This is a genomic window from Streptococcus sp. 27098_8_74 (assembly GCF_041431705.1).
Taxonomy (GTDB): domain Bacteria; phylum Bacillota; class Bacilli; order Lactobacillales; family Streptococcaceae; genus Streptococcus; species Streptococcus salivarius_E.
The window spans coordinates 1-21013 of the sequence record NZ_JAPVYF010000020.1; the positions used below are offsets into that span (position 1 = coordinate 1).

A 21013-nucleotide genomic window follows, 5' to 3' on the forward strand; every position below is an offset into this window, starting at 1 on the left:
TCTGACAGCACCGTCACCCCTTGACGAATACTTTCTTTTCGATCTGTGATGGAGTTAGTCACCCCTGTAGAACTTTCACTGGACTGCATCACGTCATCTGTCTTCCCCTTGGTTTCTGTGTAAATCATAGCCAACACCAAATCGACATTGGTTGTATTATCAATGTCGTCCTCAGCCAATACCTCCTTAACCATGGATTCATAGGTTAAGACATGTTGAACATTGGCATGGATTCGATAACATTGGATACCTAAGATGAGGACTACGACAAAAACTGCCAGACGTCTTATCCATTTAAACATATTATTTATTGATGATATCCTCGATATTTTTGATGAGAATAGAGTAGGTGCCATCAGGATTTTGAATAAATTCAACACTATCGGCATCCTGATAAACATTATTAGGCACGATTAACTCAATTCCGTTCGATAACGATAATTTTTGATTCTCCAATTTCTTAATTTGACGTGAATGGTCAATATCTGAAACCGAAATGGGTTCAGGAATAACCTCTTTAAGCTCATCAACGAAGGTCAAACGAGCTGTCAAATTATTATCAAAGAGCTGATCTGCCAATTTTTCAGGTGATAACTCTTGGTCTTCTTCCAGGTTATTAAAAATAGCTGATTTCATTTTTCCTTGGAAATTAAAGTCATCCTGATTAAAATTCTCGGCAATCTTCTGAGCAGTATCTTCGACCATCTTAATCGATTTCTTGACAGATTGTTCAGGCTGGACCTGCAAGAGATTCTCAGAGAAATAATTGGCAAAGCTTCCATTATGCTTGATTCGCTTTTCAATCAAATAATACTGCTTACTACTACGATTGATTACCAAAGCTTCATCAGGTGTCTGAGCCGCAGATGGCAAATTATTTTGTGACAATTGAATAGGATGTTGGCCATCTCCCAAAGAATGAATCAAACTGTCCTTGAGAGCAATACGCAAGAAAGCAAAATATTCTTGCCCTTCTTTATCAAACTGAATAAAGACCAAATCATTGGTCTTTTGATCTTCAGAAATGACAAATTCTTCCTTCCAAAGTTGGGAAATTTTAACAGAACTTTCCATCAAATCATCTCCTAGATGACTGATAAAAACATTTTCCGCATCGAAATAGCCCCGTTTAGCCTCATCTGAGAAAACTTTAGAGAGTTTCTTTCGAAAATACTCATCTAAGCGAGGCGTTATTTCAAGAGGTCCTTCAGCTAAAACCAGCTCCGTATCATTTGGCGAAAACTGGTGAATGATAATGCGTTTAATATATAAATCTAACATAGTTTTTAATAGAGTGGGAAGGCATCTGTAAGAGCTTTAACTTCTCCACGAATGTGTTCCAAAACTTCAGGTTTATCATGATTTTCCAAAGCTTGTACCATTAATTCAGCAATTTTACGGCTCTCAGCTTCACCCATACCACGACTCGTAATGGCTGGACTACCAACACGGATACCAGATGTTTTGAATGGAGACAACTGCTCATAAGGAATACCATTCTTGTTCAAAGTAATATTAACTTCTTCAAGAACGTTTTGCGCAACCTTACCATTTTCAACAACCTTAGTCACATCAACCAAGAAGAGGTGATTGTTAGTGCCACCTGAGATAACACGGAAATCTGGATGTTGATTGAAAACATCAGCCATAGCAGCTGCGTTTTTGATAACATTTTCACCGTATTCCTTAAAGGCAGGGTCAAGTGCTTCTTTAAGAGCAACAGCCTTAGCAGCAATAACGTGTTCCAAAGGGCCACCTTGCAAACCAGGGAAGACTGCAGAATTCAATTTCTTAGCGATAGCTTCATCATCAGTCAAAATCAAACCACCGCGAGGACCACGGAGCGTCTTGTGAGTTGTTGTAGTTGTCACATGTGCATGAGGAACTGGACTTGGGTGATGACCAGACGCCACAAGACCTGCAATGTGAGCCATATCTACCATGAGATAAGCACCTACAGCATCGGCAATTTCACGGAATTTAGCAAAATCAATGATACGAGAGTAAGCTGAAGCACCAGCCACGATGAGTTTTGGTTGCACTTCTTTAGCCTGCGCAAGAATGGCATCATAATCAAGGAGTTCAGTATCCTTATCCACATTGTAAGCGACGAAGTTATAGGTCTTACCAGAGAAGCTAACTGGTGCACCGTGTGTCAAGTGACCACCCGCTGACAAATCCATTCCCATAACCGTATCACCTGGTTGGATTAATGACATGTAAACAGCAGCATTGGCTTGGCTACCTGAGTGAGGTTGCACGTTGGCAAATTTTGCTCCAAAAAGTTCTTTGGCACGCTCAATAGCAAGAGACTCAACCACATCAATCACGTCTGTACCACCATAGTAACGTTTACCTGGATAGCCTTCTGCGTACTTGTTAGTCAAGAGAGTTCCTTGAGCAGCCATAACAGCTTTAGATACCACGTTCTCAGAGGCAATCAACTCAATATTGTTTTGTTGGCGTTCAGCCTCAGCATCGATGGCGTTCCATAGTTCAGGGTCAAATGCTTTGTAATCTTCTTTATCAAAAATCATAGAGGTCTCCTTTGAGGTCTAATGGGCTTTCAATCAACTCACCCACATATAGTTGGAAGTTATCTCACACTTCCATAGGTCTCTGTTAGTCATTTATTCTATGGTCAACTCTGGTAGAGCCGCCAATAGGTCTTCTTTTGTAATTTTCCCTTGTCTGAGAATCCTAGCAGGTGAAACAGACAAATCCAAAATCGTCGAATCTACCCCTAACAAGGCATCATCATCTTGATAGCCAGTCACCTGAAAATCAAATTGTACTCTAATATCGTCGAAATAACGACCACTAGCCTTCCCAGACTTATTAGCAGATGGACCAATCAAAGGCCCTTCCGCTTGAATCAGCTCTCTAGTGACAGGATGGTCTGGCAAACGGAAGCCAACTGTCGCCAAACCCGAATTAATCCACTTAGGTACTTGACTATTAGCTTTTAAAATGATGGTCAATGGCCCAGGCAAAAAAGCATCATACAATTGTTTCAAATACTTGGGTTGCTCTTTTGAGTAGGACAGGATATCTTCATAAGAAGCGACATTCAAATTCATGGCTTTATCTCTGGGACGATTTTTTAGCTCATAAACATGGTCAACAGCTTGCTCATCTAAAGCCTTAGCAAATAGACCATAAACAGTCTCTGTGGGAAGGACAACTGCTCCACCGTCAGCCAAGATTTCTCTTAACACTTTATTACTTTTCATCATCCATCACGACCATTCTATCTTGCCCAAATTGGTCCTTAAGAACACGCACACGCTTATCAGGAAAATGTAGAGACAAGAGTTTCTTCAAATCACGGCCCTGCTTATAGCCAATTTCAAAGTAGAGCTTTCCTTTTGGAGTTAAATACTTATCTGCGTCCTCAACAATCTGTCTATAAATAGCAAGTCCCTCTTCATCAGCAAACAGAGCCATTTTGGGCTCGCTAGCCAAGACATTGATACCAACTTCGTTCTTATCATTTTCAGAAATATAAGGAGGATTTGACACAATGATATCAAAACTATCAGAAAGATTTTCGAAAACATCCGATTGCACAAAGTTAATGTCTGCCTGATTTAGCTTAGCATTCTCTTTAGCAAGTACTAAGGCGTCAGCTGACAAGTCACTAGCTGTTACTTGCCAAAAGGGGCAATTCTTTTTCAAAGATACCGAAATAGCACCACTCCCAGTTCCGATATCAAGAATCTTGAGCTCTGAGCTAGGGTTTTCCGCTAAAATCAAATCCACTAGTTCCTCAGTTTCAGGACGTGGAATCAAGACACGCTCATCAACCTGAAAACGCAAGCCATGAAAATCTTCATAACCCAAAATATACTGAGCAGGCTTGTGATTCTTTAGTTGGCTGAATACATAAGCTAACAACTCTGCATCTTCCTCTGAAACTTCTTGACGCAATTGAAGAACAAAATGAGTCAAGTCCCATTGCTTCAAACCACGATAAACGAAGGAAAGGGCCTCTGGCTCTTCGCCAACAGCATCAAGCTGCTTCTCATAGTCAGCCAGGACATCCGCTAAAATCATTTGTTAAGCTCTTCCAATTTTTGAGTTTGATCGTAAAGAACTAGAGCATCAATGACTTCATCCATTTTCCCAGCCAAAATCGTATCTAATTTTTGAAGGGTCAAACCAATACGGTGATCCGTTACACGGTTTTGTGGGAAGTTGTACGTACGGATACGCTCTGAACGATCCCCTGTACCAACAGTAGATTTACGCTCAGCATCTTGTTCATCTTGGGCGATTTGAGCAAAGTGGTCCGCAACACGCGCACGGATAATCTTCATAGCTTTATCACGATTCTTCTGTTGTGTACGTTCTTCTTGCATCTCTACTTTGATTCCAGTAGGAATGTGAACCATACGAACCGCAGTCGCAACCTTATTGACGTTCTGACCACCGGCACCAGAAGCGTGATAGATATCAACACGAAGGTCCTTAGGATCAATTTCGTACTCTACTTCTTCAACTTCTGGCATAACCAAAACAGTTGCTGTAGAGGTATGAACACGACCTTGACTTTCAGTCACAGGCACACGTTGCACACGGTGTGCTCCTGATTCATATTTGAGTTTAGAATACACGGATTCCCCTGAAACCATGGCAACCACTTCTTTGATACCACCGACACCATTATAAGAGGCTTCCATAACCTCAAAGCGCCAACCTTGTGTTTCTGCGTATTTTTGGTACATAGCTAGAAGATCACCAGCAAACAAGGCAGCTTCATCACCACCTGCAGCCCCACGAATTTCGAGGATAATATTCTTGTCATCATTAGGGTCTTTTGGCAAGAGAAGAATTTTCAAACGTTCTTCATACTCTTCTTTAGCGGCTTTGGATTCTTTGAGTTCTTCCTTAGCCATTTCTTCCAAGTCAGGATCACCGCTTGCTTCCTTAATCATCTCTTCAGCATCTGAGATACTTTGGATGACTTGCTTGTACTCACGGTAAGCTGTCACAGTTTCACGAGTATTTGCTTCTTCACGCGATAATTCCATGAAACGTTTAGTGTCTGAAACGACTTCAGGGTCACTAAGCAATTCACCCAATTCCTCATAACGGTCTTCAACCGCTTGTAACTGATCATAAATATTCATTTGTTATGTTTACTCCTTATATAACTAATAGTCATTTTAGGCCTTATTCAAAGGGATTATGTTTTCGTGAGGTGGATTAAACCAGTGCTTTCGGCAAACAGAGATATAACTCTCGTGTCCTCCAATTTGAACTTGTGCTCCCTCATAAACTGGCTTCCCATCTTCCATACGAAGAACCATAGTTGCCTTTCTTGAGCAATAATGACAAATGGTCTTAATCTCATCAATCTTATCAGACAAAAGCAAAAGGTATTTAGAACCTTCAAAGAGATTGTTCTGAAAATCATTTTTGAGACCAAAAGCCATCACTGGGATATCTAACTCATCAACAATTCGTGCCAAATCATAGACATTCGCACGGGTCAAAAACTGAGCCTCATCAACTAAAACACAGTAAGGTCGTGGAACCATATTAGCAATGTAACCAAAAATATCCGTATCATCACCAATAGGATAGGCTTTCCGTTTCATGCCAATACGACTAGAGATATAGCCGACCCCATCTCGATTATCCAAACGACTGGTCATTAGTACCACTGGTTTTCCTTGTTCTTCGTAATTATAGGCAACCTTAAGAATCTCAATGGATTTCCCAGAATTCATGGTGCCGTAGCGAAAATAAAGTTGTGCCAAACCAGTCTCCTCTAAAATATGTATTGTACTTATTTTATCATAATTCCAAGCGTAAAAGGGAGAGAGACTGAACAATTTTTGAAAAAAGTTCGCCTCACTCCCTTATTTTTATAATAGGTTTGACTTGTGTTTCAAATGGTTCAATCTTATCATCCTAATAACATTTCACCAGTCTAATAGCTTCTTATGAATATGCTTTAGCCAATTTTTCAAGAAGTTCTTCTTTCTCCTCGTCACTAGCAAATGAAGCTTCGATTGCCGTCTTATTATGAGCATAAAAGTCTTGCACTGAGCTATCAAAATGCTTGTGATAGAGTTCGTACTCTTTGGTAAGGTTTGTATCCGAAACGGTACGATTGTCTGTATTAATGGTAATATTCGCACCTGCTGCTTTCATTTTTAGATAAGGAAAATCAGCAACTGTAACGGCTGCCTTAGTCTGCAGATTACTTGTTAAACATAACTCTCCTGTGACACCATTTTTGACAAACTCTTCCAAAAGCTCAGGCTCTTGAGCCAAGATCGTTGCATGGCCATTACGCTTAATTCCCATGGCAATCGACTCAGCCAAAAAGGCTGGGCAACCACACTCACCAGCATGAAAAGTCATGGGACGGTTGTAACTTTGGACTTGTTCAATTAGAGGTTTAATCGCTTTAGGTCCATAATGATGCTCATCTCCGGCAAAATCAAAACCAACAAAGTCACTATCTTCAACCTTATTTGCTTCATTAAGAATACGAGCCGTTAAATCTTGATTGGATTGACGCATGCCACAAACTAGGGCCTTAGCTACAATTCCAAATTCTTCTTGAGCTTGACGTAAGCCTTGACAAACGGCATCAATGATTTCAGCGACAGTCAACCCCTTATCCATTGACAATTCGGGAGCAAAACGCACTTCAATATAGATAACATTTTCAAGAGCAGCCTGTTTAGCGACATCATAAGCCGCAATAGTCAAAGCTTCCTTTGTTTGAAGCAAAGGACGAATATAATCAAAAGCCTCTAGATAATCTAGGAGACTCTCACAGGTAGCCGGGGCTGTCACATGGTGTTTGAGCTCCGCATCATCCTTAGGTAACTCAATCTTTGCTAAGTCAGCTAGGTGACGAATAGTTTCCAATGATAGAGAACCATCCAAATGGCAGTGTAGTTCTGTTTTAGCCAACTTATGAAAATCAATAGCAGTCATTCTTTTCTTCCTCTCTAAACAATATGTTTTTATCAGTTAAAAATTAATTTTTACTATCTTATCATTCTTATAGAAAAAGTCAAGGTGTCGCGCTAATAGGACGTAGTAGATTCTTGAAATGCCATTAGCATTTTGTTAGGATGTAACTATCAAGAATACAAGGAGAAACTTTATGTCTGACTATATTTTACCAGAAGTTTGGCAAAATCCAACCTCTATGGGAGGTGCCTGGGGCGGCCTCAATCAACCTACAGCTGGTGCACGTTTTGAACAAACTTTACCTAAAGGTGACCAACCTTTCCAACTCTATACTCTTCCGACACCTAATGGTATCAAGGCAACTATCATGCTTGAAGAACTGAAAGAACTCGGTGTGACTCAAGCAGGCTATGACGCTTATCGTATTAAGATTGGTGACGGTGACCAATTCGGATCCGACTTTGTTTCGATCAATCCAAACTCAAAGATTCCAGCCATGATGGATTACTCTGAAGACCAACCGGTTCGTGTCTTTGAATCAGCTAACATCCTGCTTTACTTGGCTGAAAAATTCGGAAAACTCATTCCAACTGATTACGCAAAACGTACGGAAGTTCTCAACTGGCTCTTTTGGCAAACAGGTGCTGCTCCCTTCTTAGGTGGTGGCTTTGGGCACTTCTTCCACTATGCACCTGAAAAAATCGAATATGCCATCAACCGCTTTGCCATGGAAGCCAAACGCCAACTTGACTTGCTGGATAAAGAATTAGCAAGCAAACCTTATATTGCTGGGGATGAATACACCATCGCTGATATCGCTATCTGGTCCTGGTATGGTCGTCTTGCCCAAGATAAGATTTGGGATAAGGCTGGTATTTTTCTTGATGTAAAAGAATACAAGCACCTTCAAGCTTGGACTGAGAAAATTGCTAACCGTCCAGCAGTTAAACGCGGACTTGAAGTCGAATATAAAGATATCTAATTTTTGTAACGGTTTGCCTAGGCTAACCGTTTTTCTATTGTTTCATGATATAATAGAAAAAAATCACAAGGAGATTTTTATGACTGTATTTCAAGCTATTTTAGAAAAAATCAAAGCTTATGACACTATTATTATTCATCGCCACCAGCGACCAGACCCCGATGCTATCGGTAGTCAAGTAGGTTTGAAGGAAATTTTGAAAACAAACTTTCCAGATAAAAAGGTCCTTGCAACTGGTATCAATGAACCAACTCTATCTTGGATTGCTGAGATGGACGAAGTAGCTGATCAGGATTATGAAGGAGCTCTTGTTATCGTTACCGATACTGCCAATACTCCTCGTATTGATGATGACCGATATAGTAAGGGCGACTTTCTTATCAAAATTGACCACCATCCTAACGATGATGCTTACGGAGACCTTCTTTTAATTGATACTACTGCTTCAAGTGCCAGCGAAATTGTGACAGACTGGGCCCTCACTGTCGGTTTAGCCCTTTCAGATGCGGCTGCACGTGTTCTCTATAATGGAATAGTTGGCGATACAGGTCGCTTCCTCTTTCCGTCTACGACACCTAAAACACTTCAAATTGCGGCTAAACTTCGTGAATACGACTTTGATTTTGCAGCAATGGCTCGTCGTATGGATAGTTTCCCATTCAAAATTGCTAAATTACAAGGTTATGTTTTCGATAATCTAGAAGTCGATGAAAATGGTGCAGCTCGAGTTGTCTTGACACGAAAGGTTTTGGATGAATTCAATGTCACTGATGCTGAAAGTTCTGCAATTGTTGGCACTCCAGGTCGTATTGATTGCGTCGAATCTTGGGCTATTTTCGTAGAGCTGCCTGAAGGGCATTACCGTGTACGTCTGCGCAGTAAAAGCATTGTCATCAACGAGATTGCTAAACGTCATGACGGTGGAGGCCACCCACTTGCTAGTGGTGCCAATTCCTACAGCTTAGACGAAAACGAACAAATCTATCAAGAAATCAAGGATACCGTTGCCCATGCAACTCACTAATCGTCGTGTACGTCTCATGGGGACTGTGATTGACGTCTCTATCTATCATGAAGAACCAGAACCCCTGCTAGACCAGGTTGAAGCACTCCTACATACCTACAATAAGCGTTTCTCAGCCAATGATGACAGTTCCGAACTCATGAAAATTAACAAGGCAGCAGGCTTACATTCGGTGACGGTTCACCCAGAGCTTTTTGAACTTATTGCTCTTGGAAAATGGCATAGCTGCCAACCTGAAAGTCACCTTAACATTGCCATAGGACCTCTCATTCAGACTTGGCGCATTGGTTTTTCGGATGCCAAGCTGCCTCTGCCTGAAGAAATTCCTCCGCTCCTGCAAATTATCAATCCCAATGCCATTGTTCTATCCGAGGAAAATCAAAGCGTTTTTCTCAAAGAAAAAGGGATGAAAATTGATCTTGGTGCCCTGGCAAAAGGATATATTGCAGATCGTATTGCAGATTTTCTTAAAGCAGAAAAAGTGACCAGTGCCCTAATCAATCTTGGAGGTAATGTTCTAACCTTTGGACCAGCTCTCCATAATCCTGATAAAAAATGGCGGATTGGTATTCAAAATCCCAAGGAGACTAGAAACACAAATCTTATGGTGCTTGCTATAAGAGACCAGTCTATTGTCACATCAGGAATCTATGAACGCACTTTTGAAATAAATGGCAAAACCTATCATCATATTTTCGATAGTCAAACTGGCTACCCTGTCTCTAGTAATCTAGCTAGTCTTACCATTATTTCATCCCTCTCAGTCGATTGTGAAATTTGGACGACACGTTTATTTGGCTCAAGTCTAGAACGCATTTTCCAGGAAGTTAGTTCACAACCAAATCTTGAAGCTATCATCGTTGATAAAGATAATCGATGCTTTCAGACAGGCGGCATTTACAAAATGCGAATTTCCTAAAAAATAGTAAAAAAGACTTGTCAAGAAGACCACCTTTTGATAAACTAAAATAGTTAAAAAAACTATGGTGCGGAAAGTACCATGGCAGAAAGGAAATATTTTAACATGAAAAAAGATATCCATCCAGATTACCGTCAAGTAGTATTCATGGACACAACTACTGGTTACCAATTCCTTAGCGGTTCAACTAAACACTCAAATGAAACAGTTGAATTCGAAGGTGAAACTTATCCACTTATCCGTGTAGAAATTTCATCAGATTCACACCCATTCTACACTGGCCGTCAAAAATTCACTCAAGCAGACGGACGCGTGGATCGTTTCAACAAAAAATACGGTCTCAAATAAGCAACATCTTGTTGTTAAGCCATTCCAATTGGAATGGTTTTTTTGTATTCTCTTGGGTATAATCTCTCCTCCCCCCTCCTTTAAAATAAAAAACAGCTTCCATATGGAAACCGTTTAATCCTATTAACCTGCTTTACCAATAGCCAAAGCCCAGATAAAGAAGAGGGCGAATCCGAACAAGAAAATCAAACCTGCAATAGCAAGTCCTTTCAACCAAGTTGGAAGGTCTCTCTTTGCTTTTGTAACAAGTATATAATTCAAAAGCGCAAAGAAAGGTGTTGTAAGGAATGAACCAATCATGGCAAAACGAAGCATTGTTGCTACTTGACCTTGGAAGAAGAAAATAATGATGAGACCAAGAATAGCTGTCAATGTCATCCAAACATTCAATGGTGTTTGATTTTTTTCTTTTTGGTTAAACAAAAGACGAAGAGAAATTTCGTTAACACGTGAATAACCATCGATAACAGTAATCACAGTACCAAAGATACATAAGAAAGCGATAAAGGTAATCAAATAGCGTGACCACTCACCAAGCACTGAGGCATACATACCAACAAACTGAGCAATATACTTAGCTGATGCTGCTTCTACTGGTTTACCAGTTGGATACTGGATAAGCGCACCGAGTGCTACAAAGAATACTGCAAGAATAGCTGTTCCGATGAAACCAACGTTAAAGTCAAAGAGGGCATCATCAGTGTTAAAATCAACCGTTTTCTTTTTCTCTGCTGACCAAAGTGAGTTAATGGCTGAAATTTCAATTGGAGCTGGCATCCATCCAAGAAGTGAAACAATAAATGGAAGGGCTGCTAATTTCCACGGTTTGTTTTCAACGAAGTCAGCACTGTACTCTGGGTGTTTGATTGCTGCAATAATAACTGCTGCTACTGTTGCGATAGTCAAGGCTGACATGATCCATTTAGCCATGCCATCAAGAAGTTTGTAACCACCAAAGAGTAACATACCCCAAATGATTGCAACCAAAATGATTGACCATGTTGTAATACTCAAACCAAGCATTGGAAAGGCACTAGCAATGATAGCTGAACAAAGAATAGAAACACCTGCAGTATTAACCAAGGCTGAAAAGACATTCAAAATGAAGAATACCCAAAGATAGAACTTACCTTTCTCAGCATAACCTTCAACAAGGGTTTTACCCGTATCTGCGGTATACTCAGCACCAAAACGGAAGAATGGGTATTTAAAGAGGTTAGCTAGAATAACCAAGCCTAGCAAGGCCCATCCATAAGAACCACCCGCTTGAGTTGATGAAACGATGTGGGAACCACCTACGGCCGCTGAAGCCATTAGGATACCAGGTCCCATTGCTTTTATTTTACTACGCCAGGTAGACTGACTAGATATATTTGTTTCTGACATAAGAGAATCTCCTAAAATAAATTTTCAGAATAATCTGAATTGATGTTTACCTTTTACACAATTGTTGGAATAATTTCAATAGAATTTCACATATTTTCTGAAAAATAGAAAAAAGCCATCCAAATGGATAGCTCTTTTACTATTTAGAAAGTCCTGTAAAGAAATCTACGATAGCTTGCCAGATTTGTGCAAAAATATTTTTGCTGTTCTCAACCGCTTTGTTGGCATTAAAGTTTAGGTTGATTCCAGAGAAAGTATTACCAGCTTTCGAAACGATAGAATCTTTAAGTGAACTCAAGGTTGACTTAAAGCTAGCACTATCAATGATTGAAGACTTAGATAAATTCATAGCAAAATTCACCAGAAGGTTAATTTGCGTATCAGAAAGATTCAAGTTGTAATTATTAATTGTTTGCTGAACAATCGTTTTAGCTTGGTCTTCAGTCAACTTATCCCCTTTATCAGCAACAGCTGACTTAATATCAGTCATAGCTACATTAAGCTTGTCTGCATCATAGTCAGTCTTACCAGAATTTTCCTCATTGATTTGAGAAAGGGTTTTAAGTTCCTCTTGCGCAAGCTCTTTGCTTTCATCTGAAACTTTAGCCCCATTTTGCTCAAGGGAATAGTAAATACCAGCCAAGGCACTTTCTCCTGTAACTGCAATTGGTGCTGCTACCGTAATCTTAGCATGTTCAATACCAAGTGTCGTGGCAGCATTACGGTACATATCTGGAGTGATTTTCGTGATATTTTGCGGTGTCACAATCTCTACACTCAAGGTTTCCTTAGCACCCAGCTTAGCAAGCTTAACCGAAGAATATAGCTGAAGACTAGAATCGTCAGCGACATTCATGATATTGGCGTAAGCAGATGTCGTCAAGGTCTTGACATTAGTATCCTTACTACTATCATACCCTAATAAATTCAAGGTTTCATTTCGTTGCTCTTCCGACAATGAATACCCCATCACATAGTCTGGTTGAACATAAGATTCATCAATAACCTTTTGGACTTGTGATGATGTTGCTGCTTGAGCAACCGAAGTAAAGGCTGTTACTGAAGCCAATATAGCCATCCCAGTAACAAGAAGTTTTTTCAATTTCATATGTGTTTCCTTTCGAAAATAGAATAGTATTCCATAATCTCCTAAAGGACGACTGACTCTAGGCTCAGCCGTTCACCTATTATACCATGACTTAAAAAATTAAGGTTAAAAAAACTACTCGTGCAACTCCAAGGGAAGACCATCTGGATCAGCAAAGAAAGTCATCTTTTCACCGGTAAAAGTGTCCTTGCGAATAGGTTGGCAGGAGATACCCTTTTGTTCTAACTCTTGGACGACCTCTTCAATATTAGTCACTCTGAAAGCTAAATGACGTAAGCCACATGCCTCAGGATAAGACGGACGTTTTGGGGGCTCCACATAGTTCGGATCACTGGTCTTATTGCCGAAGATTTCAAGTTCTATACCTCCACAGCGTAGGTCTAACTTATAATCATGACGTTCCGGACGGTGATTTTCCCGAATAATCTCAAAACCAAGTTTATTGACATAAAAATCTCGAGACAAGTCATAATCAGAAACAATAATAGCAACATGGTGCACTGTATTTAAAAACATATTTTCCTCCATTGAAAAAGGCCCGAAGGCCCTTTCTTAACTTTGAAATTGATTGTATGACTTATTAAAGGCTTCAATAATATCTGAACTTGCCTTATCAAAATCTACCTGTGATTTCAATTCACCTTTGACGATTGTACGCTGAGTTGCTTCGGCATCCGTACAAGTTACAAGGGTAACTTCAGACTTGCCAGGTGTATCATCAACTACTGCTACTTCAGTTGGTTGAACAACCTTCACCTCACTAATAACATAAGTATAGACTTTATTTTTATCCGTAAGATAAATCTTCATACCTTCCTTAGCCTTATCTAGCGGTGAAAATAGCATATCAGATGCACCGGCAATACCAAAGACGTGGTGGCTAGCTAGTGAATAGTTGTTTTCACCACCCATGACTTGATCCTCTTTCATCGTTCCTGCACCGTAAGTCAACTCTGTATTGCCTAGTCCTTTGAAAATAGGGAGATTGATACCTACCTCTGGAATAGCAATACCACCAACGACAGGAAGCTCTTGAGCATCCATCTGTGCCTGCAAGACAGACTCTGTACTAATTGATTTAACGGTATCAAAGTCAAAGCTAGTCTTAGCTTCCTTGTTTTTCTCAATAGTCTTTTTAGAAACCTTGCTCACTTGATACTTATTTGTATTCCAAGCAATCACTGTGTTTCGAATAGACTTATTGAAAATCAAGGCTAGACCAACAACTAAGAGAACAACAATCAACACCCAGCGAAGAATATCAAGCCACTTACGGCGTTTTTTTGTTACGTTATTTTTCTTATCCTTGCTCATTAGTTGTCACCACTTTCTTGATCTTCGGAAGCTTGTTCAACTTCTTCTGGCTCAACTAAAGCAAAGGTTACAATACGAGCAGAGTCATCCAAGCGCATGACCTTAACCCCTTGAGTGGCACGACCAGTTTGTGAAATATTAGCAACGGCAGTACGGATGATAACACCTGTATCGGTGATGACCATGATATCCTCATCACCAGACACTGTTACAATACCTGCTAGGTTACCATTCTTCTCTGTGATATTGGCAGTCTTGATACCTTTACCACCACGACCCTTCGTTGGGTATTCAGTAGCTGAGGTACGCTTACCGTAACCTTTTTCAGTGATAATCAAGACTTCTTGGTCTTCTGTAATGGCAGCTGCACCAACAACTTGGTCACCATCACGAAGAGTTACCCCTTTAACACCGGCAGCCATACGACTCATGCTTCGAATAGTGTCTTCTTTGAAGCGTACACTGTAACCAAATTTAGTACCAATGACAATTTCTTCATTACCAGTAGTCAAGAAGACATTGATTAGCTCGTCACCTTCTCTAAGTTTCAAGGCAATCAACCCATTTTGACGAATGTTCTTAAATTCCGTTTCTTTTGTACGTTTAACTAGACCTTGGCGAGTTACAAAGACAAGGTGATTATTTTCAGAAGCTTGATCACTCTTGGCATTAATGACTGTTTGAATAGTCTCACCTTCGTCCAACTTCAAGAGATTGACGATAGGTAAGCCTTTGGCTGTGCGACCGTATTCTGGGATTTCATACCCCTTAAGACGGTATACACGCCCCTTATTAGTCATGAAGTAAAGGTGATCATGAGTGCTTGTTGAGACAATATCACGAACAAAGTCATCATCGTTAACACCAGTACCTTGGACACCGCGACCACCACGTTTTTGTGAACGGAACTCGTCTTGGGCTAAACGTTTAATATACCCTTTATTTGAGAGAGTGACAACAACATCTTCTTCCTCGATGAGGTCCTCATCTTCAAGAGAAATAACTTCTCCGACCATAAGCTCTGTGCGGCGAGCATCTGCAAATTTACGCTTGCTTTCGTCCAATTCTTCCTTGATGATAGCAATGACTCGTTCTGGTTTTGCCAAAATATCAGCTAAATCAGCAATCAGAGCCAAGAGATCATTGTACTCATTTTGAATCTTATCACGTTCCAAACCTGTCAAACGACGCAAACGCATATCAAGAATAGCTTGACTTTGACGTTCCGTGAGTTCGAAGCGAGCCATCAACTCAGCTTGAGCCTCAGCATCAGTTTGACTGTTACGGATAATCGTAATCACTTCATCCAAATGATCAAGGGCAATCAACAAACCTTCTAAAATGTGAGCACGTGCCTCAGCCTTATCCTTGTCAAACTGTGTACGACGAACCACAACTTCTTGTTGGTGAGCAATATAGTCAGCCAAGATTTGACGCAAAGAAAGGATTTTAGGAACACCCTTTTCAATGGCCAACATGTTGAAGCTGAAGTTAGTCTGAAGTTGCGTTAATTTGAACAAATTGTTCAAGATAACATTGGCAGAAGCATCACGACGCACCTCGATGACAAAGCGTACACCTTCACGAGAAGACTCATCACGGACTGCTGTAATCCCTTCAATACGTTTTTCTTGAGCTAAACGAACGATATGTTCATGAACCTTGGTCTTATTGACCATGTAAGGAAACTCAGTGACAACAATACGCTCACGACCTGATTTAGTTGTTTCAATTTCAGTACGCGAACGAAGAACAATAGAACCCTTACCAGTTTCATATGCACGGTGAATACCAGATTTCCCCATGACCAAGCCACCAGTTGGAAAGTCTGGACCAGGAAGAACTTCCATCAGTTCACGTGTTGTGACTTCAGGATTATCCATCATCAATTTGACAGCATCAATCGTTTCAGCCAAATTGTGTGGTGGGATGTTAGTCGCCATACCAACGGCAATCCCTGTCGCACCATTGACAAGAAGGTTCGGAATACGAGACGGAAGAACGATTGGCTCACGTTCTGATCCATCATAGTTATCTTGAAAATCAACGGTATTCTTATTGAGATCACGAAGCATTTCCAAGGCGATTTTAGACATACGCGCCTCAGTATAACGCTGAGCGGCAGCCCCATCACCATCCATAGAACCAAAGTTCCCGTGACCGTCAACCAACATGTAACGGTAGCTCCACCATTGCGCCATACGAACCATGGCTTCATAGATAGATGAGTCTCCGTGTGGGTGATATTTACCCATGACATCCCCGGTAATACGGGCAGATTTTTTATGTGGCTTATCAGGTGTCACCCCAAGCTCATTCATTCCATATAGAATACGACGTTGTACAGGTTTTAAACCGTCACGAACATCTGGGAGAGCACGAGACACGATAACACTCATGGCATAATCGATAAAGCTTGTCTTCATCTCAGACGTCAAATTAACGTCAATTAAATTATTATCTTGCACTCTAAAAATGCCTCTTTTCTTTCATTCAAATCATTCCAAACTCTAATAAAAGAGTATAGAAAATTTCTATAATATTATACCATAAAACGCTTTAATTTTCAGTTGTGTAAACGCTTTCATCTATTATTTCCTTATTATTTCGTGACATCCATCACTTAAAGTGGTAGAATAAGCAGTGTACGGGGTAACCCAATTAAAAAATAAGGAGATGTTTAGACCCATGACTGCAACTAAACAACACAAAAAAGTCATCCTCGTTGGTGACGGTGCCGTAGGTTCATCTTACGCTTTCGCACTTGTAAACCAAGGTATCGCTCAAGAACTTGGTATCATCGAAATTCCACAATTGTTCGAAAAAGCTGTTGGTGATGCGCTTGACCTAAGCCACGCGCTTGCTTTCACTTCACCTAAGAAAATCTACGCAGCTAAATACGAAGACTGTGCGGATGCTGACCTTGTAGTTATCACTGCTGGTGCTCCACAAAAACCAGGTGAAACTCGTCTTGATCTTGTTGGTAAAAACCTTGCTATCAACAAATCTATCGTTACTCAAGTTGTTGAATCAGGCTTCAAAGGAATCTTCCTTGTAGCAGCTAACCCAGTTGACGTATTGACTTACTCAACATGGAAATTCTCAGGATTCCCTAAAGAACGCGTTATCGGTTCAGGTACTTCACTTGACTCAGCTCGTTTCCGTCAAGCACTTGCTGAAAAACTTGACGTTGATGCTCGTTCAGTTCACGCCTACATCATGGGTGAACACGGTGACTCAGAATTTGCCGTTTGGTCACACGCTAACATCGCCGGTGTAAACCTTGAAGAATTCCTTAAAGACACTCAAAACGTTCAAGAATCTGAATTAGTTGAATTGTTCGAAGGTGTTCGTGATGCCGCTTACACAATCATCAACAAAAAAGGTGCTACTTACTATGGTATCGCCGTTGCCCTTGCTCGTATCACTAAAGCTATTCTTGACGATGAAAATGCAGTACTTCCATTGTCTGTATTCCAAGAAGGTCAATATGGTGTAAGCAACGTCTTTATCGGTCAACCTGCTATCGTAGGTGCACACGGTATCGTACGTCCAGTTAACATCCCATTGAACGATGCTGAACAACAAAAAATGAAAGCTTCTGCTGACGAATTGCAAGCTATCATTGATGAAGCATGGAAAAACCCTGATTTCCAAGAAGCTTCAAAAAACTAATCTAACATTAGTTAAATAAAAGTCTCCAGTAGGAGGCTTTTTTCGTATTAAAAAAAGAAAAAACAGCTAATTCGACTGAATTAGCTGTTTAAAATTATTTAGCTGAGATAGCTGCTTTAGCAATATAGCTAAGCGGTTGGTTAAAGTGTGGCAAGAAGAACAAATCAAGCAATTGAAGACGGTCAATAGTTACACCTTCTTGGATAGCCAATGAGAACATATGGATTCCCATAGAGATGTCCATGCGTGATACCATTTGAGCACCAAGAACTTTGCGTGTATCTTTGTCATAGACAATCTTGATTGTAACGTCTTCATTTTCATCTTCCATGAAGGCAGCTTTTTGAAGATCTGTTGATTCTACTACTGCTGGATTGAAGCCAAAGCGTTTTGCTTTTTCTTCTGTCAAACCAGTAGATACCATGTTCAAACCATAGATTGAGATACCATTTGATCCTTGAACACCGTTTGATTCAACATCGCCACCACCGGCATTATGACCACCGACAATACCTGAACGAACAGCGTTTGAAGCCAAGGCAATGTAGTTCACATCTTCAAGAGCATTGTCATAAACGGTAGCACAGTCACCAACTGCATAAACGTCTTTGATTGATGTTTCTTGTTTCTTATTAACAAGGTAAGCGCCATTACGGAATGTGTCCAATTTACCAGCACCAAGAGCTGTGTTAGGACGGAAACCTACTGCAAGGACAACCATGTCGACATCGTAAGCATTTTTATCAGTGACGATACGTTCAACTTTAGTATCTCCTTCAACTGCCTTAACAGTTTCACCAAATGCCAATTTAATACCGTGGCTTTCCATATTTTTAGCCATAAGTTCAGTCAAATCATGGTCATAATAACCAGCCAAACATGTATCAACAACGTCGATAAGGATAACTTCTTTTCCATGACGTTGGAAAGCTTCAGCCAATTCAACACCAATGTAACCAGCACCTACAACCGCTACACGTTTGATATCTTGAGATTTGTCGTTCAACTTATCAATAACTTCTTGAGCGTTTTGGAAAAGTTTAACAAATTGAAGGTTTTCAAGTGTTGCTTCGAAAGTACGGCTACCTTCTTTGATTTCAGCACCTTCGATTGGAGGCAAGATTGGTTGTGAGCCAGTAGCCAAAATCAATTTATCATATGATTCAACATGCTCTTTACCATCGACAAGAGCTGTGACAGTTTTAGCATCAAAGTCAATTGACTCAACTGGTGAGTTCATGTAAACTTTAGCACCTTTGCTTTCAAGACCTTCTTTTGTTGCATAGAAGAGTCCGTCTGAACCAGAAATCTGATTACCGATCCAAAGAGCCATACCACAACCCAAGAATGAAATGTTAGAGTTTTGGTCGAAAACAACTACTTCATTTTGGTCTCCGTAATTATCGAGAATAGTATTAATACTAAAAGTACCAGCGTGGTTAGCACCAACAACTACGATTTTTGACATAAGTTTATCCAACTTTCTTTTGATAATAGTTTACTATTTTATTCTACCATAATCGGAAAACGGTTACACCTTTTATGCTCAGACTTTGTTACTTTTTGAACAAATTAAGTTTCTATGCTCAAAACCCAAGTAGATCATGTCAAAATAGGTAGAAAAACACTTTATGATGACGGTTACCTTTCTTAACACCATCACTGTCTTACCAAATCCTAGAAAGTTACTTTGCTTTAAAATATAAAAAAAGAGTGAGTAACTTTCTCTTTAGAGAATGTCAACACTCTTTTATCTCTATACTAACTCATTAAAATCCCAAACGTCTGTCCAACCTTCATAAAATTCTGGTTCGTGACATACCATAAGGATACTGCCCTTGAAGGCCTGAAGGGCACGCTTCAATTCATCCTTGGCGTCAACATCCAAGTGGTTGGTAGGTTCATCCAGAACAAGAACATTATTTTCACGATTCATAAGGAGACAGAAGCGAACTTTAGCCTGTTCTCCACCTGAAAGCACTTGAATTTGGCTTTCAATATGCTTAGAGGTTAATCCGCATTTGGCTAGAGCCGCACGGACCTCAGCTTGATTTAAGGCTGGGAAGGCATCCCAAACCGCTTCAAGAGGCGTCTGACGTGACCCTTCTGCTTCTTGCTCGAAGTAACCTAGGTCAATAAAGTCACCTGTTTCAACTTCTCCTTCTAGTGGTTGAATAATACCAAGCAGGCTCTTAAGCAAAGTAGTCTTACCGATACCATTGGCACCCACGATAGCTACTTTTTGATTACGTTCGAAGGTTAGATTCAAAGGAGCCTTGGTCAAAGGGCGGTCGTAACCAATAACGAGGTCTTTGGTTTGGAAAATAAAACGTCCAGGTGTACGGCTTTCCTTGAAATGGAATTCAGGTTTTGGCTTCTCAGCCTGCAATTCAATAATTTCCATCTTATCCAATTTCTTCTGACGAGACATGGCCATATTTCGCGTAGCAACACGCGCCTTGTTACGGTTAACAAAATCCTGAAGGTCTGCAATTTCTTTCTGCTGACGTTCATAGGCAGCTTCCAATTGTGCCTTTTTCATAGCATAGACAGATTGGAAATTATCATAATCACCTGCATAGCGAACCAAGTCTTGATTTTCAACATGATAGACAATGTTAATCACATCGTTTAGGAACGGAATATCATGCGAAATAAGAACAAAGGCATTTTCATACTCCTGAAGGTAACGTTTAAGCCAGGCAATGTGTTCTGCATCCAAATAGTTAGTTGGCTCGTCGAGAAGCAAGATATCTGGTTTTTCAAGTAGCAACTTGGCCAAGAGAATCTTGGTACGTTGACCACCTGAAAGGTCTGTTACATCTGTGTCCATACCAAAATCCATGACACCAAGAGCACGAGCAACCTCATCAATCTTAGCATCTAATGTATAGAAATCACGCGTTTCCAAGCGATCCTGAAGCTCTCCTACTTCTTCCATCAGAGCATCAACATCAGCACCCTCTTCAGCCATAGACATGTAAATTTCGTTGATGCGTTCTTCAGTTTTAAAAAGCTCATCAAAAGCCGTACGAAGGACATCACGAACTGTCATTCCCTTTTCAAGAACTGCATGCTGATCCAAGTAACCCGCTGTAACATACTTAGACCACTCTACCTTACCTTCATCTGGTTGCAATTTTCCAGTAACGATAGACATGAAGGTTGACTTTCCTTCACCGTTAGCACCGACAAGACCGATATGCTCACCTTTGAGCAAACGGAATGAGACATTTTCAAAAATAGCACGGTCACCAAATCCGTGACTAAGATTTTTGACTTCTAAAATAGACATAGTATATCTGGGCTAAACCTGCT

General features: G+C 40.4%; 20 protein-coding genes. 5 read left to right on the forward strand and 15 right to left on the reverse strand.

Annotation, left to right across the window (positions count from 1 at the left end; translation table 11 throughout):
* From O3670_RS08275 to add, 8 genes are all read right to left on the reverse strand, one after another.
* Nucleotides 1-302 (reverse strand): lysozyme family protein (locus tag O3670_RS08275; RefSeq protein ID WP_371595993.1); only part of this gene is annotated, 302 nt, incomplete at its 3' end.
* A gap of 1 nt (nucleotide 303) precedes the next feature.
* Nucleotides 304-1281, reverse strand: coding sequence for a nucleoid-associated protein (locus tag O3670_RS08280; RefSeq protein WP_073689821.1), 978 nt, complete (start codon nucleotides 1279-1281; stop codon nucleotides 304-306).
* A 5-nt stretch (nucleotides 1282-1286) separates the two neighbouring features.
* Nucleotides 1287-2537 carry a serine hydroxymethyltransferase gene (glyA, locus tag O3670_RS08285; RefSeq protein WP_073689820.1) on the reverse strand — a complete coding sequence of 417 codons (1251 nt, stop codon included), beginning with the start codon at nucleotides 2535-2537 and terminating at the stop codon, nucleotides 1287-1289.
* Between the two features lie 93 nt (nucleotides 2538-2630).
* Entirely contained in the window at nucleotides 2631-3236 is a 606-nt protein-coding gene (locus O3670_RS08290; RefSeq protein ID WP_347095825.1) for an L-threonylcarbamoyladenylate synthase, read from the reverse strand.
* Nucleotides 3223-4056, reverse strand: a complete 834-nt coding sequence (gene prmC, locus O3670_RS08295; protein ID WP_155124210.1) for a peptide chain release factor N(5)-glutamine methyltransferase — start codon at nucleotides 4054-4056, stop codon at nucleotides 3223-3225. Before prmC ends, O3670_RS08290 begins: the two co-directional genes overlap by 14 nt.
* Nucleotides 4053-5132: a peptide chain release factor 1 gene (gene prfA / locus O3670_RS08300; RefSeq protein WP_371595994.1), complete on the reverse strand. Its 1080-nt coding sequence runs from the start codon at nucleotides 5130-5132 to the stop codon at nucleotides 4053-4055. Before prfA ends, prmC begins: the two co-directional genes overlap by 4 nt.
* A 36-nt stretch (nucleotides 5133-5168) precedes the next feature.
* Nucleotides 5169-5765, reverse strand: a complete 597-nt coding sequence (locus O3670_RS08305; RefSeq protein ID WP_247924900.1) for a thymidine kinase — start codon at nucleotides 5763-5765, stop codon at nucleotides 5169-5171.
* Between the two features lie 184 nt (nucleotides 5766-5949).
* Nucleotides 5950-6960: an adenosine deaminase gene (add, locus tag O3670_RS08310; RefSeq protein WP_371595995.1), complete on the reverse strand. Its 1011-nt coding sequence runs from the start codon at nucleotides 6958-6960 to the stop codon at nucleotides 5950-5952.
* 172 nt (nucleotides 6961-7132) lie between these two features.
* On the opposite strand from add, the gene yghU reads away from it, so the two are divergent.
* From yghU to O3670_RS08330, 4 genes are all read left to right on the forward strand, one after another.
* Entirely contained in the window at nucleotides 7133-7921 is a 789-nt protein-coding gene (yghU, locus tag O3670_RS08315; protein ID WP_371595996.1) for a glutathione-dependent disulfide-bond oxidoreductase, read from the forward strand.
* A 79-nt stretch (nucleotides 7922-8000) separates the two neighbouring features.
* Nucleotides 8001-8945 (forward strand): DHH family phosphoesterase, encoded by a 945-nt coding sequence (locus O3670_RS08320; protein WP_371595998.1) that lies wholly within the window; start codon nucleotides 8001-8003, stop codon nucleotides 8943-8945.
* Nucleotides 8932-9864 carry an FAD:protein FMN transferase gene (locus tag O3670_RS08325; RefSeq protein ID WP_201041757.1) on the forward strand — a complete coding sequence of 311 codons (933 nt, stop codon included), beginning with the start codon at nucleotides 8932-8934 and terminating at the stop codon, nucleotides 9862-9864. Before O3670_RS08320 ends, O3670_RS08325 begins: the two co-directional genes overlap by 14 nt.
* 105 nt (nucleotides 9865-9969) lie before the next feature.
* Nucleotides 9970-10212 carry a type B 50S ribosomal protein L31 gene (locus O3670_RS08330; protein ID WP_003093591.1) on the forward strand — a complete coding sequence of 81 codons (243 nt, stop codon included), beginning with the start codon at nucleotides 9970-9972 and terminating at the stop codon, nucleotides 10210-10212.
* Nucleotides 10213-10335: 123 nt separating this feature from the next.
* Here the strand turns inward: O3670_RS08330 and O3670_RS08335 are convergent, their stop codons facing one another.
* The 5 genes from O3670_RS08335 to gyrA all read right to left on the reverse strand — a co-directional run bounded on the left by O3670_RS08335 (nucleotide 10336) and on the right by gyrA (nucleotide 16488).
* Nucleotides 10336-11598, reverse strand: a complete 1263-nt coding sequence (locus O3670_RS08335; protein WP_201041755.1) for an NRAMP family divalent metal transporter — start codon at nucleotides 11596-11598, stop codon at nucleotides 10336-10338.
* A 139-nt stretch (nucleotides 11599-11737) separates the two neighbouring features.
* Nucleotides 11738-12706, reverse strand: a complete 969-nt coding sequence (locus tag O3670_RS08340) for a DUF1002 domain-containing protein (RefSeq protein ID WP_201041753.1) — start codon at nucleotides 12704-12706, stop codon at nucleotides 11738-11740.
* Nucleotides 12707-12820: 114 nt separating this feature from the next.
* Entirely contained in the window at nucleotides 12821-13222 is a 402-nt protein-coding gene (gene gloA2 / locus O3670_RS08345) for an SMU1112c/YaeR family gloxylase I-like metalloprotein (RefSeq protein WP_048790443.1), read from the reverse strand.
* A 36-nt stretch (nucleotides 13223-13258) separates the two neighbouring features.
* Entirely contained in the window at nucleotides 13259-14020 is a 762-nt protein-coding gene (locus tag O3670_RS08350) for a class A sortase (RefSeq protein ID WP_037600766.1), read from the reverse strand.
* Complete coding sequence (gyrA, locus tag O3670_RS08355; protein ID WP_048790444.1) at nucleotides 14020-16488, reverse strand: DNA gyrase subunit A; 2469 nt, start codon at nucleotides 16486-16488, stop codon at nucleotides 14020-14022. The genes O3670_RS08350 and gyrA overlap by 1 nt, the downstream gene beginning before the upstream one ends.
* Nucleotides 16489-16708: 220 nt before the next feature.
* On the opposite strand from gyrA, the gene O3670_RS08360 reads away from it, so the two are divergent.
* Nucleotides 16709-17695, forward strand: a complete 987-nt coding sequence (locus O3670_RS08360) for an L-lactate dehydrogenase (RefSeq protein ID WP_022496720.1) — start codon at nucleotides 16709-16711, stop codon at nucleotides 17693-17695.
* Between the two features lie 94 nt (nucleotides 17696-17789).
* On the opposite strand, the gene nox is transcribed toward O3670_RS08360, so the two are convergent.
* Both nox and O3670_RS08370 read right to left on the reverse strand, forming a co-directional pair.
* A complete protein-coding gene (gene nox, locus O3670_RS08365; RefSeq protein WP_070577314.1) occupies nucleotides 17790-19163 on the reverse strand; it encodes a H2O-forming NADH oxidase in 1374 nt (457 codons plus the stop codon).
* Nucleotides 19164-19451: 288 nt separating this feature from the next.
* Entirely contained in the window at nucleotides 19452-20990 is a 1539-nt protein-coding gene (locus tag O3670_RS08370) for an ABC-F family ATP-binding cassette domain-containing protein (RefSeq protein WP_004182134.1), read from the reverse strand.
* Between the last annotated feature and the right edge of the window lie 23 nt (nucleotides 20991-21013).

Bases quoted from the DNA above. Each gene is read 5' to 3' on its own strand.
- O3670_RS08280 (WP_073689821.1), bottom strand. From the start codon at position 1,281: ATGTTAGATTTATATATTAAACGCATTATCATTCACCAGTTTTCGCCA.
- glyA (WP_073689820.1), bottom strand. From the start codon at position 2,537: ATGATTTTTGATAAAGAAGATTACAAAGCATTTGACCCTGAACTATGG.
- O3670_RS08290 (WP_347095825.1), bottom strand. From the start codon at position 3,236: ATGATGAAAAGTAATAAAGTGTTAAGAGAAATCTTGGCTGACGGTGGA.
- prmC (WP_155124210.1), bottom strand. From the start codon at position 4,056: ATGATTTTAGCGGATGTCCTGGCTGACTATGAGAAGCAGCTTGATGCT.
- prfA (WP_371595994.1), bottom strand. From the start codon at position 5,132: ATGAATATTTATGATCAGTTACAAGCGGTTGAAGACCGTTATGAGGAA.
- add (WP_371595995.1), bottom strand. From the start codon at position 6,960: ATGACTGCTATTGATTTTCATAAGTTGGCTAAAACAGAACTACACTGC.
- yghU (WP_371595996.1), top strand. From the start codon at position 7,133: ATGTCTGACTATATTTTACCAGAAGTTTGGCAAAATCCAACCTCTATG.
- O3670_RS08320 (WP_371595998.1), top strand. From the start codon at position 8,001: ATGACTGTATTTCAAGCTATTTTAGAAAAAATCAAAGCTTATGACACT.
- O3670_RS08325 (WP_201041757.1), top strand. From the start codon at position 8,932: ATGCAACTCACTAATCGTCGTGTACGTCTCATGGGGACTGTGATTGAC.
- O3670_RS08330 (WP_003093591.1), top strand. From the start codon at position 9,970: ATGAAAAAAGATATCCATCCAGATTACCGTCAAGTAGTATTCATGGAC.
- O3670_RS08335 (WP_201041755.1), bottom strand. From the start codon at position 11,598: ATGTCAGAAACAAATATATCTAGTCAGTCTACCTGGCGTAGTAAAATA.
- O3670_RS08340 (WP_201041753.1), bottom strand. From the start codon at position 12,706: ATGAAATTGAAAAAACTTCTTGTTACTGGGATGGCTATATTGGCTTCA.
- gloA2 (WP_048790443.1), bottom strand. From the start codon at position 13,222: ATGTTTTTAAATACAGTGCACCATGTTGCTATTATTGTTTCTGATTAT.
- O3670_RS08350 (WP_037600766.1), bottom strand. From the start codon at position 14,020: ATGAGCAAGGATAAGAAAAATAACGTAACAAAAAAACGCCGTAAGTGG.
- O3670_RS08360 (WP_022496720.1), top strand. From the start codon at position 16,709: ATGACTGCAACTAAACAACACAAAAAAGTCATCCTCGTTGGTGACGGT.
- nox (WP_070577314.1), bottom strand. From the start codon at position 19,163: ATGTCAAAAATCGTAGTTGTTGGTGCTAACCACGCTGGTACTTTTAGT.
- O3670_RS08370 (WP_004182134.1), bottom strand. From the start codon at position 20,990: ATGTCTATTTTAGAAGTCAAAAATCTTAGTCACGGATTTGGTGACCGT.